At 40.3% G+C, this 12,264-nt stretch carries 12 protein-coding genes and 1 tRNA gene; 5 read left to right on the forward strand and 8 right to left on the reverse strand.

Annotation, left to right across the window (positions count from 1 at the left end):
• Positions 1-3 precede the first annotated feature (3 nt).
• A tRNA-Tyr gene (locus tag AN391_RS17390) sits at positions 4-88 on the reverse strand.
• A 112-nt stretch (positions 89-200) separates the two neighbouring features.
• Here AN391_RS17390 and AN391_RS17395 point away from each other — a divergent pair.
• Both AN391_RS17395 and AN391_RS17400 read left to right on the forward strand, forming a co-directional pair.
• Positions 201-728 carry a VC2046/SO_2500 family protein gene (locus AN391_RS17395; RefSeq protein WP_055016566.1) on the forward strand — a complete coding sequence of 176 codons (528 nt, stop codon included), beginning with the start codon at positions 201-203 and terminating at the stop codon, positions 726-728.
• A 190-nt stretch (positions 729-918) separates the two neighbouring features.
• Positions 919-1,221, forward strand: coding sequence for a DUF6172 family protein (locus tag AN391_RS17400; protein ID WP_055016567.1), 303 nt, complete (start codon positions 919-921; stop codon positions 1,219-1,221).
• Between the two features lie 99 nt (positions 1,222-1,320).
• Here the strand turns inward: AN391_RS17400 and AN391_RS17405 are convergent, their stop codons facing one another.
• The 3 genes from AN391_RS17405 to AN391_RS17415 all read right to left on the reverse strand — a co-directional run bounded on the left by AN391_RS17405 (position 1,321) and on the right by AN391_RS17415 (position 3,008).
• Positions 1,321-1,800, reverse strand: a complete 480-nt coding sequence (locus tag AN391_RS17405) for a YchJ family protein (RefSeq protein ID WP_055016568.1) — start codon at positions 1,798-1,800, stop codon at positions 1,321-1,323.
• Positions 1,801-1,842: 42 nt separating this feature from the next.
• Positions 1,843-2,277, reverse strand: a complete 435-nt coding sequence (locus AN391_RS17410) for a SulA-like leucine-rich domain-containing protein (RefSeq protein ID WP_055016569.1) — start codon at positions 2,275-2,277, stop codon at positions 1,843-1,845.
• 275 nt (positions 2,278-2,552) lie between these two features.
• On the reverse strand, positions 2,553-3,008 hold the full coding sequence (locus tag AN391_RS17415) for a tetratricopeptide repeat protein (protein ID WP_055016570.1): 456 nt from the start codon (positions 3,006-3,008) through the stop codon (positions 2,553-2,555).
• 117 nt (positions 3,009-3,125) lie between these two features.
• Between AN391_RS17415 and AN391_RS17420 the strand changes: the two genes are divergently transcribed.
• On the forward strand, positions 3,126-4,418 hold the full coding sequence (locus AN391_RS17420) for an NCS2 family permease (protein WP_055016571.1): 1,293 nt from the start codon (positions 3,126-3,128) through the stop codon (positions 4,416-4,418).
• A 250-nt stretch (positions 4,419-4,668) separates the two neighbouring features.
• On the opposite strand, the gene AN391_RS17425 is transcribed toward AN391_RS17420, so the two are convergent.
• Positions 4,669-5,427 (reverse strand): hypothetical protein, encoded by a 759-nt coding sequence (locus tag AN391_RS17425; RefSeq protein WP_055016572.1) that lies wholly within the window; start codon positions 5,425-5,427, stop codon positions 4,669-4,671.
• 292 nt (positions 5,428-5,719) lie between these two features.
• Here AN391_RS17425 and cysB point away from each other — a divergent pair, with 292 nt between their 5' ends.
• Positions 5,720-6,697: an HTH-type transcriptional regulator CysB gene (gene cysB / locus AN391_RS17430; RefSeq protein ID WP_055016573.1), complete on the forward strand. Its 978-nt coding sequence runs from the start codon at positions 5,720-5,722 to the stop codon at positions 6,695-6,697.
• A gap of 73 nt (positions 6,698-6,770) precedes the next feature.
• Here the strand turns inward: cysB and AN391_RS17435 are convergent, their stop codons facing one another.
• From AN391_RS17435 to pabB, 3 genes are all read right to left on the reverse strand, one after another.
• Positions 6,771-8,147 (reverse strand): L-serine ammonia-lyase, encoded by a 1,377-nt coding sequence (locus AN391_RS17435; protein WP_055016574.1) that lies wholly within the window; start codon positions 8,145-8,147, stop codon positions 6,771-6,773.
• A gap of 102 nt (positions 8,148-8,249) precedes the next feature.
• A complete protein-coding gene (locus tag AN391_RS17440; protein WP_055016575.1) occupies positions 8,250-8,825 on the reverse strand; it encodes a CoA pyrophosphatase in 576 nt (191 codons plus the stop codon).
• A gap of 6 nt (positions 8,826-8,831) precedes the next feature.
• Positions 8,832-10,178 carry an aminodeoxychorismate synthase component I gene (pabB, locus tag AN391_RS17445; protein WP_055016576.1) on the reverse strand — a complete coding sequence of 449 codons (1,347 nt, stop codon included), beginning with the start codon at positions 10,176-10,178 and terminating at the stop codon, positions 8,832-8,834.
• A gap of 169 nt (positions 10,179-10,347) precedes the next feature.
• Here pabB and AN391_RS17450 point away from each other — a divergent pair, with 169 nt between their 5' ends.
• A complete protein-coding gene (locus tag AN391_RS17450; RefSeq protein ID WP_055016577.1) occupies positions 10,348-11,874 on the forward strand; it encodes a fumarate hydratase in 1,527 nt (508 codons plus the stop codon).
• The last annotated feature ends 390 nt before the right edge of the window (positions 11,875-12,264 follow it).

Below are 12,264 nucleotides of genomic sequence, written 5' to 3' on the forward strand. Positions count from 1 at the left end.
AAGTGGTGGAGGGAGCTGGATTCGAACCAGCGAAGGCTGAGCCGTCAGATTTACAGTCTGATCCCTTTGGCCGCTCGGGAACCCCTCCAATGCAACGGCGCTGATAATAGCAAACTGCGTATTTAAGTAAAGAAAAAAGCTAAAGAAATTTGAAATAAAGCCGATAAATATCTATCAGTTATCATAATCGGCTAAAGACTATGCAAATCGATGATTTGTTAATCACAGAGAGTCAGCTAAAGACCAGGCTAAATAAAAGTGTGCATGAAAATCGCAGAGGTGAATTCTCACTTTTATTAGCGATGCTATCGCATGATGCGCTGGATTTTAGTCAATTTCACTTGCCAAAAAGTGAGACGCATAGTGCTTATGTAGACGAAGAACAGTTAAGGGAGCGCTTTGGTGCTGGGCCAAAGCAATTATTAGCTCCCGAGAAATTTGATATGAGCATAGGGCAAGAGCACGCATCGATGATTGTTCAACAAGGTGAGCAAGCAGGTATGAAAGCAATAAAATTAAGTCACTGCTTAAACCCTGAGCCACTAGCGATTAGAGATGATAAGTCACATATTCCTTTAACAGTAATCGATAACTGTGAGCTATCAGTACGCAGGCGCATAAATGACACGCACACCGCGCTTGCAAGCCCACAAATGGATGCCGCCGCATTTTATGACGATTTAACTAATGAGGCTATACACAAACCATTACTTGTTGCTAACGTATAAAAATAATTTAACACTTGTGCGCTTTAAAAGCCTAAAACACCTTATATTTAATATTTGGTTATGCAATAAAATAGAACAATTCTTTTTTTGTTTAAAAAAAGCATCCACAAATTAAATGCAATTGCTATAATGGCTGCAAATGGTATGACTTGAGTGCCATTATCATTAAATCAAGGTAATTAGGAACGTAATGAAGAAAACATTCACGCTAAATCATGAGAAAATCAAATACCCTCGTATGGTTGATGCTGCAAAGCATGAAGTGAAAAAATATTTGAAAAGAGAGCGCAATAAAGCGCTACCTGTTGAAGCTGATTACTGGGCGTTTGACTGTAAGTTTGGCACAAGTGCCGATGATGCAGAAGTTGTTCACGTAGCTGAAATTAACAACAAGATCAGTGAAATCGAAAAACAGGCGCTTACTTCATTCTATGTTGAGATTTTAGCTAGACCTGCGCAGCGTGAATCGTTCGATTTAGATGATGATGAATAAAAACCCAATAGCAATATTGTAGAAAATGGACCTAAATGGTCCATTTTTTGTTTTAGCTAGTGGTTAAGTTCGTTATTGATACTACTTAAGTATATTACTTTATAAAGCGTGGCATTTTTTATATTTCTTAGCACTTCCGCAAGGGCAGGGGTCATTTCTATTAACTTTAATATCGGCTACCGGGTTAATAATACCCTCTAAATAACGCCATTCACCATCCTCTTTTATAAAGTCTGATTTCTCATCCAGTTCACAATATAAGTTTTGGTAAAAATAATACGCGTTAAAGGCAACAGAGCCTCGCTCATCACTTTGCTGCGTATCGCGTACAACTAATTTTACAAAGCGGCAGCTATTGGCAAAGTCAGCAATTTCATTTACTGGGTTTTGTGCTTGTTTTTCTTTAGCGTAAGTTTTAAATACATAAGATGCATTTTTTAATGCATAAGCACTAAAGCGCGAACGCATTAATTGCTCAGGTGTTTTTGGGGCTTTTATATCAAGATGATAAGGTTGGCAACAGTCGCCATAATTAAGCTGACTGTTGCATTTGCAGGCGCTGGTACTGGTTACACTCATAAAATACTAATTAACATAAATCAAAAATGTATTTTACCAAGCTTATTGAGTAAGTGATATTGCTGTAGTGCTGGTTTTTTTAGTCAAGCAAAATAGCTTAGCGCTTCTTTTATTTAAATTAAGCGATAAATTAACAAGCTGTTGCTCACTGACTATGCCGGTCCACGTAATAATGGCTGCAAAATTTCCATTATGGAGTGCGGAGTTAAGCACATACTCTAAATTTACTAAATGCTTTTGCCTTATCACAAGCAATTTGCTGGTATCAATAGAGCAGCTATCTAGTAAGGCTTTACTGGGCACATGGTCAGGCGCAATTAGTAAGGTCCACGCATTCGAGCTATTGTATTGATGCAACACTTTTAGCATCTCAAATGTTGCAGAAATTTCATCTTCTACTTTTATTAAGTTTACTAACTCATTTTCGTCATGTTGTTGGTAGCTTTTAACGTTTCTTACGGTAATTGGCTGTAGCATAGGTCTCACTCACTGGGTTTATATACAGTACGTGTATACAGTAGTTTATACAGTTGTTGTGTGCAAGTGTTTTTTGTTATTTTTTATACAGTTGATGGCTTTAAAAAGTAAATAATAAAAATAAAACTTTAAAAACAGTGGTTTATGATTTATCTGTAAGAGTGAAAAACGAGGGTGCTTGCGTAACTGTATAAAGTGTAGCAGCGCTATACAGTACTTAAGAGGTAGCTATACAGTTGTTTTAATGTGTTTTACAGTACTTAGCAATACAGTAGTTAGTCATTTTTGGGGATTAAGTGAGCATACTGTATTTGGTGTATTTGCTCAAACAAGCTGGCTGCGTAGCACTGAGCGTCTCTAAGACGTTTGGTGTCGATATATTTTCTTAAATCATCTAAAGCAGCGGTTGCCGGTTCATAGCCTTGGCTGCTGGCTAAGCTAAGCCATGCTGTTGCGTGAAATACACTTTTTGGTACGCCTTGGCCTTTGACAAAAAATAACCCTAAATAAAACTGGGCGCGATGATTTCCGGCCATTGCGGCAAGACGCATCCATTTAGCTGCCAATGGTGCTTGGTTATGTTTTAAATAATACAGTGCTTTATTAAGTGCTGTGTGCTCGCTTACATCACTATTGCTTTCAGCGCTTTGGTTTATAGGCTGAGTTACAAAGTCTAAAATGTTGTTTAATTGCTGCTCTAAGTCTTGTCCGCTAGGCTGAGTCTTATTCATACATTTTCTTTTATATAGTTTCTACGTCAACAGTTTAGTATATCGCAAGGTAAAATGTCCTGTTTATACTTAATTTTATGATAAAATCTCGTCACTTTTTACAACCACAAGTCTATTATGCTCGAAGCTCTATTTAAACTCCGCGAAAACAACTCCAATGTGCGACGCGAAAGCATTGCAGGAGTCACTACTTTCATCACTATGGTTTACATTGTATTTGTTAACCCTGCAATGCTTGCTGAAGCAGGCATGGATCAAGGTGCTGCATTTGTAGCCACTTGTATTGCAGCTGCTATTGGCTGTTTTATTATGGGGCTGTGGGCCAATTATCCTTTAGCACTTGCACCAGGTATGGGCCTTAACGCATTTTTTACTTATGGTGTAGTTTTAGGGATGGGTTATAGCTGGCAGGCTGCATTAGGTGCGGTATTTATGTCTGGTTGTATATTTTTAATATTAAGTTTGTTTAAGGTCCGCGAGTGGATAATTAATGCGATTCCTTTGGTTTTAAAACAAGCTATAGCAACAGGTATAGGCGCGTTTTTAGCGTTAATTGCACTAAAAAATGCAGGGATTATTGTTTCAAGCCCAGCAACATTAGTGCAGCTTGGTGATATCACTTCGGCGGGCCCTTTATTAGCTATATTAAGCTTTTTTGTTATTGCGGCTTTACTTTATCGCGATATAAAAAGTGGCGTACTTATTAGCATTTTGCTAGTAACAGGTATTGCGTTAAGCCTTGATTTAGTTCAGTACCACGGCGTAATTTCAATGCCACCGTCTATTTTACCTACGTTTATGCAACTTGATTTTGCAGCGGCTCTAGAACTGTCCATGTTAAGCGTAATTTTTGCGTTTTTGTTTGTTGACTTATTTGATACATCGGGGACGTTGGTTGCGGTAACTCAAAAAGCAGGCTTAGCCGATGAAAAAGGTAACATGCCGCGCTTAGGGCGTGCTTTAAGTGCAGATAGTACAGCGACCATTGCCGGCGCAATGTTGGGTACTTCAACAACCACTTCTTATATTGAGTCTGTGGCCGGTGTATCGGTTGGCGGGCGTACTGGCTTAACAGCCGTTGTTGTAGGTGTATGCTTTTTGCTAATGATGTTTTTTGCGCCGCTTGCGCAAATGGTACCAGCTTATGCAACAGCGGGTGCTATATTATACGTTGCGGTATTAATGCTGCAAAACCTTAAGTTTGTGAACTGGGATGATATGAGCGATGCAATTCCAGTAAGTGTTGTACTGCTTATGACGCCACTTACATTCTCTATTGCACATGGTATTGCGCTTGGTTTTATATCGTATACTGCGGTTAAGTTACTATGTGGTAAACGCGATCAAGTGAGTATTAGTGTGTGGATTTTAACGGCGCTGTTTATTATTAAGTTTGCGTTTTTATCATAATAGCTAATACCGATTCGCTGAATTAACAGATGTACTTAAGGGCGGGTAAATTATTATTTAGCGGCTATCACTCAGTGCCATTGCCTAGTTATACCGTGTATATCTCTTGCAGTGGTAAATGAGTGTTTATAACGGAGTGAGTGCTAGGTAGTGCCCTAAAGTACATTCGTATTTACCCATGGTAAAAACAGTTTAGTAGATACAAAAAAGCCCATACATTGTGTATGGGCTTTCTTTTAGTTATTTAAAATTACCATTTCTTTTTAGGGGCAAATAACACATCGAGGTCATCTTGCTCAGCTTCTGCTTTTTTCTTAAGGGCGGTGGCGTTTGACGCTTTTAGTTCAGTACTTATTTCTTCTAAATAGCCTTCGACTTCTTGGCGTTTAGTATTTACGTATTCATCTGAATAGGTAACGGCACTAAGCGTGGCATAGGCTTTCTCAAAATACTGTCTGGCAGAGCCCACCATACTTGCCGAACGAGCAGATAAACCGCGTTTTATTTGGCTTTCTATATTAATTCTCAGTTGTAGTTTTTCTAGACGCTTATCTTCTGCGGCAAATACTTGGCTATCTACGCGTCCTTTACTGTGCTCCGAACGCATAATTACTCTAAGCTTTTTTATACCCTGTATTAACGAAACTAATTGTTTGTCGTTACTTGGTAGCGATAAGTTGTCGTTGCTATTGCCTTGTACTGGCGCACTTAGCTTTTCTTTAGCTTCGTTCATCCTACTTTTTAATGCTTTAGAATTAGGTGAGTGTTTCACCATGGCGTTTAGCGCCTCGTAACATCTACGTTGCAAAGCGCGTATAACATTTTCAGAAAGCGGAATATTGGCGCTATTCATTAGCGCCTCTTCGGTTTCTTCGATTATCGCTTTTTGTTTTGTTAATTCTTTACGACGTTCAACTTCTTGTTTTTCTTTATGCTGTTGTACAGCGCTTACCCACAGTGCAATCACTATTAGCGCCACTATAAGCACAATTATAATCGAAACGATCATGGCTTAACTCTCGGATTCACAATCTATTTTTTTATATTACATCAAATATATGCTTTGAGGGTAGCTTTGCGCTGATTAACTTTAAAATATGTTAAAAATTAGATATAAGAATAATGTATTATAAGTTGAACCTGAATAAACATCGCTACCTGAAGCGAATTTATTATGCTAGCCTTAGCTTCTAAATAATGAAGGTATAAGTATGCATTTAGGCAAGTATTGTACAAATTAAATTTGTCTCTATAGCCTGCTACCTTCATGCTGGCCTAATAACAACGTTAAAACTGCAACCATGAAATTACAACAACTTAGATACATAGTAGAAGTTCAAAATCATAAGCTAAACGTATCAGCTACCGCTGAAAGTTTATTTACCTCACAGCCTGGTATATCTAAACAAGTGCGTATGCTAGAAGATGAGTTAGGTGTACAAATTTTCGGCCGCAGTGGTAAACATTTAACGCATGTTACAAGTGCCGGTGAAGAAATAATTAACATTTCTCGCGAAATTCTTTCTAAGGTCGAAGGAATAAAAGCCGTTGCTAATGAACATACCTTGCCTGATCAGGGTAAACTAAACATAGCCACTACACATACTCAGGCTCGTTACGCTTTACCCAGTGTTATCCAAGGGTTTATGAAAAAATACCCCGCTGTTTCGCTGCATATGCACCAAGGTACACCGCAACAAATATCTGATGCGGCAGCGCGCGGAGACGCTGACTTTGCCATCGCAACTGAGGCGCTTCATTTATACTCAGATTTAGTTATGCTGCCTTGTTATCATTGGAATCGCAGCATTGTAGTGGCAAAAGATCATCCATTAGCCCAAAAGGCCGACAGTTTAACTGTTGCTGATATAGCTCAGTATCCACTTATTACGTATGTATTTGGTTTTACTGGTCGCTCTGAACTCGACAAAGCATTTAATGCACATGGCCTTGAGCCACACATTGTGTTTACTGCAACAGATGCCGATGTAATAAAAACGTATGTAAGGTTGGGGCTAGGTGTAGGTGTAGTTGCCTCAATGGCCGTTGATCAATTAAGTGACACTGATTTAGTGTGTATTGATGCTAGTCATTTATTTGAAGCGAGTACAACTAAAATTGGCTTTAGAAAGGGCAGTTTTTTACGTACTTATATGTATGACTTTATTGAACGTTTTGCCCCGCATTTAACTAAAGAGCGAGTAGAGCGCGCTAGTTTGTTACGTAATCAAGAAGATGTTGATGCGTTGTTTGCAGACATAGAACTGCCGGTAAAATAGCAAAGCTTTATACAAAAAATAAAAAACCGCGTATTGCTACAATACGCGGTTTTTGTTTTTATACGCTTAACATTCAACATTCAATAATGTTTACCGCTAATCCACCGCGTGCGGTTTCTTTGTATTTTGTTTTCATGTCGTTGCCAGTATCAAGCATGGTTTTAATGACTTTATCAAGCGACACCTTTTGCTCGCCACTGCCACGTATTGCTAGGCGCGAGGCATTAATTGCTTTAATGGCGCCCATGGCATTGCGCTCAATACACGGTACTTGTACCAATCCGCCTACAGGGTCGCAGGTTAGGCCTAAATTGTGTTCCATGCCTATTTCGGCGGCGTTTTCAACATGTACTACATTACCACCAACAATTTCGGTGAGTGCGCCGGCAGCCATTGAACAAGCCACACCCACTTCACCTTGGCAGCCTACTTCTGCACCCGAAATAGAGGCATTTTTTTTGTATAAAATACCAATAGCCGCTGCGGTTAATAAATAGCGCGTGGCTATGTCGCGGTCCACTTCTTTAATAAACGTGTGGTAGTACATTAATACGGCCGGTAATATACCCGCTGCGCCATTTGTAGGCGCGGTAACTACGCGACCCCCCGCGGCATTTTCTTCATTTACAGCAAGGGCAAATAAATCCACCCAATCCATTGCTCTAAGCGGGTCATTGCTTACTTCTACATTTAATTTTAAATATAAGCTAGGTGCACGGCGTTTAACTTTTAAACCACCTGGTAAAATGCCCTCGGTGCGCATGCCTCGCTCTATACAGGCTTTCATAACTTGCCAAATATTAAATAGCTCGTCTTTAATGTCGTCTTCTTTGCGCAGCGTTTTTTCGTTATGCATCATTAAGGTTGATACACTCAAGCCCGACTCTTTACATAGCTCTAGCAAATCTTTTGCGCTTTCGAATGGGTAAGGCGCAGGGTTTTGTTCACGTATATCAAGGGCTGCTTGTTTTTCGTTTTCAAATTCTTCATCGGTAACAATAAAGCCGCCGCCAATAGAATAGTACACTTTGCTATATACTTTTTCGCCATTGCTTGAGGCAATAATTTCCATTGCATTAGAATGCTTAGGTAAGGTTTTACGACGATGAAAAACAATAGCTCCTTGCTTAGGAAAGTTCGCTTTATGGGTTTGGTTTAGGTATATCACTTGCTCTTTTTCAATAGTAGCAAGAATATCGTCAACTAAATCAGCATCAATTGTTTCTGGATCGTATCCTGCAAGTCCTAATATTACGGCTTTACCGGAGCCATGGCCTACGCCGGTTTGACCCAGTGAGCCATAAAGCTCAACTTTTATATCGGTAACAGAAGTTAAAAGTTGTTGTTCTTGAAGGTCATTAACAAATAAGCGCGAGGCGCGCATTGGGCCAACGGTGTGTGACGACGATGGGCCAATACCAATGCTAAACATATCAAATGCACTGATCATATTATGGGTCTCTACTATATTTACTCAGCCCTGGAGCTGTTCTTTGAACGGTCGAGTATCATAACGTTAATTCTATATTATGTAACTATTTGCCAATAAGTTTTAAACTGGTAGGGCAAGCTGTTTTGTAAAGTTTTTTATAATGCTAGCCGTTGCTCCCCACAGTAATCCGTGCGGTGTACTAAACCCTTGCAAGTTGATGTTTTTGCCAAATCGCTGAAAAGGAATGGGCTGCCAATTGGCCTCGTTTGAAAGCGCAGTAAGCGACAGTAAAAAGCTAGCTTGCACTTCATTATAATCATTCTCCCATACTGTGTGTTTATCAAGTAAACCCACAAATGGGCTAATGCTAAAGCCCGTTAGGGTAGAGTATTGCGGCAGCTGACCGAGCACTGTGACATGACTTGGCGCTATATTAAGCTCTTCATGTAGTTCTCGAAGCGCTGTGGTACGCAGGTGTTTATCGCTTTGCTCAAACTTACCGCCGGGTAAACAAATTTCCCCAGGGTGGTGATGTAAATAAGTAGGGCGTTTGCACAATAAAATATGCGCGTGGTTATCAACATCAATAATAGGCAGCATAACCGCACTGGCACGCTTTTTACGGGTATCTTTTATTTGATTTGGCGCGGCAGTAGGGCTTAGCTGAAACCGCGCCATAATATGTTCACTATTCAAAGCGTTCTACTGTTTTAATAAAGGAAGTATTTTATTCACTTTATCGTATGTTTCTTGGTATTCCAATTCGACTTTAGAATCAGCGACAATCCCCCCGCCGGCCCAGCAATAAATATGCTCGTTATGACAAACCAATGTACGGATTGTAATACTGGTGTCCATATTACCGCATGCGCTTAAATACCCTATAGAGCCACAGTAAATACTCCGTCTATGAGGCTCTAGCTCTTCAATTATTTCCATTGCTCTAATTTTCGGTGCACCGGTGATTGACCCTCCGGGAAAGGCAGCTTCAAGTTGATCAACACACGTTTTATCCTCATCGAGCTCGGCCGTGACAGTGCTCACTAAGTGATGAACAGCCGGAAAGCTCTCAATAGCAAACAGTGAGGGCACCTTTACAGAGCCAGGCTTTGCCACTTTGCCTAAATCGTTACGCAGTAAATCAACAATCATTACGTTTTCTGCGCGGTCTTTGGTTGAGTTTTCAAGGGCCCTGGCTTGTTGCTGGTCTGCGATGGCATCGGCCATACGTGGCAAAGTGCCTTTGATAGGTTTTGTTTCAACTATGTTGTCGTGAACTGCAATAAAGCGCTCGGGCGATATTGATAAAATAGCACCACCTGGGTGGTTTATGAAGCTAGAGAACGGCGCTTTATTTGCTACACGTAATATTTTATAGGCTTGGAAAGGATCGCCTTTAAAGCTAGCACTAAAGCGTTGCGCGAGGTTGATTTGATAGCAATCACCACTTTTTAAATAATCTTGTATTTGCGCAAATTTATCAGCGTATTCATGTTCGCTCATATTTGATTGCCAATCACTGGTGAGCGAAAAGTGTGCAGGAGCTATATCGTTTGTTAAATATTGCTGGTAAAGCGCTAAACGATTCACCTTTGGTTGAGAAACGTAAAACCAGCTTTGCTGGCGTTTATCAAATATTAGCGCATCTAAATAAAGACCAATGGCCATTTGTGGCAATGCTATATCGTGTTTTGCCGTGCTTGGCATGTGCTCAATAATACGGCCTAAGTCGTAACCAAAATAACCAAGCCAGCCGCCATTAAAGGGCAGATTATTAGCGGCTTTTTGCGCGCTAAGTTTACTTAGCTCATCGTTCATTATTGTAAAGGGATTACGTGAGTCAAGTTGTTGATTAAATACGCTTTGATTGTTATTGACTTCTAAAATAGCGTGGGGCTCTATCGCAATAATATCGTAGCGACTATTTATGTGCTCGCTATTGGCTGAGTCTAGTAATACGGCATAGGGTAAATGCGCAAAATGCGCGAAAACATCAATGCAGTTTTGTGTTATGGCTAATTTTACACAATTTTTTTCATTGTTTAGCATTTACTGCCCCTTTAAGAACTGGCTCGAAACGGGCTGGGAGGGTATCATAAGTCAAATTTTTTTGGCAGCGTTTAGTATCAAATCTACGTTGTAATTAAAACAGTGCAAACCACCGTCACCGGTTTGGTATAGATTACGCTTAAGCGTAACGCTAACTTAAGGAACCACTATGAGTACAATCCGTCAGCAAGACTTTATTGATAGCATTGAAGATGCGTTGCAATATATTTCTTTTTATCACCCTCTTGATTTTGTTCAAGCGCTAGAAAAAGCCTATAACAAAGAACAAAGCAAGGCTGCAAAAGATGCAATCGCGCAAATTTTAATTAACTCGCGTATGTCGGCTGAAGGCAAGCGTCCATTGTGTCAAGACACGGGTATTATTACCTGTTTTGTAAAAGTAGGGATGGATGTAAAGTGGGATAAAACAGATTTAACTGTACAACAAATGGTTGATGAAGGCACACGTCGCGCATATTTAAACCCAGATAATCCACTACGCGCTTCTATTGTAGCTGACCCTGCAGGCACGCGTAAAAACACCAAAGACAATACCCCATCAGTTGTTCATATTGACTTAGTGCCAGGTGGCGAAGTAGAAGTAATGGTTGCAGCGAAAGGCGGCGGCTCAGAGAACAAAAGTAAAATGGTTATGCTAAACCCATCAGACGACGTCGCTGCGTGGGTAGAAAAAACGCTACCAACGATGGGCGCAGGCTGGTGTCCGCCTGGCATGCTAGGTATAGGTATTGGTGGCACCGCCGAAAAAGCAGCAGTAATGGCCAAAGAGTCGTTAATGGACCCTGTTGATATTCATGAGCTAATGGAGCGCGGTGCACAAACAACAGAAGAAAAATTACGTTTAGAAATTTTTGAACGTGCTAACAAGCTAGGTATTGGTGCACAAGGTTTAGGTGGTTTAACAACGGTTGTTGATATTAAAGTAAAAACTGCACCTACACATGCGGCATCGAAACCTGTAGTGATGATCCCTAACTGCGCTGCTACGCGCCACGTACACTTTACATTAGATGGATCAGGCCCTGCAGATTTAAAAGCGCCTAAGCTAGAAGACTGGCCGGAAGTCACCTTTGAAGTAGGTGAAGGAACGCGTCGTGTTAATTTAGACACGCTAACTAAAGAAGATACTCGCGAGTGGAAAATGGGTGAAACTATTTTACTCTCAGGTACTATTTTAACAGGCCGTGACGCTGCCCATAAACGCTTACAAGATATGATCAATTCAGGTGAAGGTTTACCTGAAGGCGTAGACTTCGATAATAAGTTTATTTATTACGTTGGCCCAGTTGATGCTGTAGGTGATGAAGCCGTAGGCCCTGCTGGCCCTACAACAGCAACACGTATGGATAAATTTACCGATATGATGCTAGAAAAAACCGGCATTGTAGGCATGATAGGTAAAGCTGAGCGTGGTCCTGCTACAGTTGAGTCGATTAAAGAGCATAAATCGGTTTATTTAATGGCTGTAGGTGGTGCGGCATATTTAGTATCTAAAGCAATTAAAAAAGCACGCGTGGTTGCCTTTGAAGATTTAGGAATGGAAGCAATCTACGAATTTGAAGTAGAAGATATGCCAGTTACAGTTGCTGTAGATAGCGAAGGTGCAAATGCACACACACAAGGCCCTGCGATTTGGAAAGCTAAAATTGAAGAGCTAGACGGTAAGCTTAAATAAAGGTTTGCGTAATCTAATAACAAAGCGAGCTTAGGCTCGCTTTTTTTGTATTCTTTAATAAACACACTAAAAAAGCGCAAATCTCCTTTTTAAATAAACACCTCAGACCAGTTACGGTAAATCTGATTTTTTCTTCATAAACCTATACACTGTGCGCCTTTGCTGGGAGGGGAGCTGTGTAATACAAGGTTTACACTTGGCGTTACCTTTACGTTCACGTAAGTGTGAGCGCACTTTTGAACGGCGGTGTTAGTTTTAAATTTAACTTATATGCCTTTTGTTGGATTTTATATCCATGTTTCTACGATATATGGGTTTATTAATTCACACGGCTCACTTTTTAAGGGTTTAACTTGTCATTGTGTGGCCCCCTTAAAAATGAAGTGGTAA

Origin of the sequence: Pseudoalteromonas sp. P1-13-1a, from assembly GCF_001401875.1 — a bacterium.
In the GTDB taxonomy this organism is placed as follows: Bacteria; Pseudomonadota; Gammaproteobacteria; order Enterobacterales; family Alteromonadaceae; genus Pseudoalteromonas.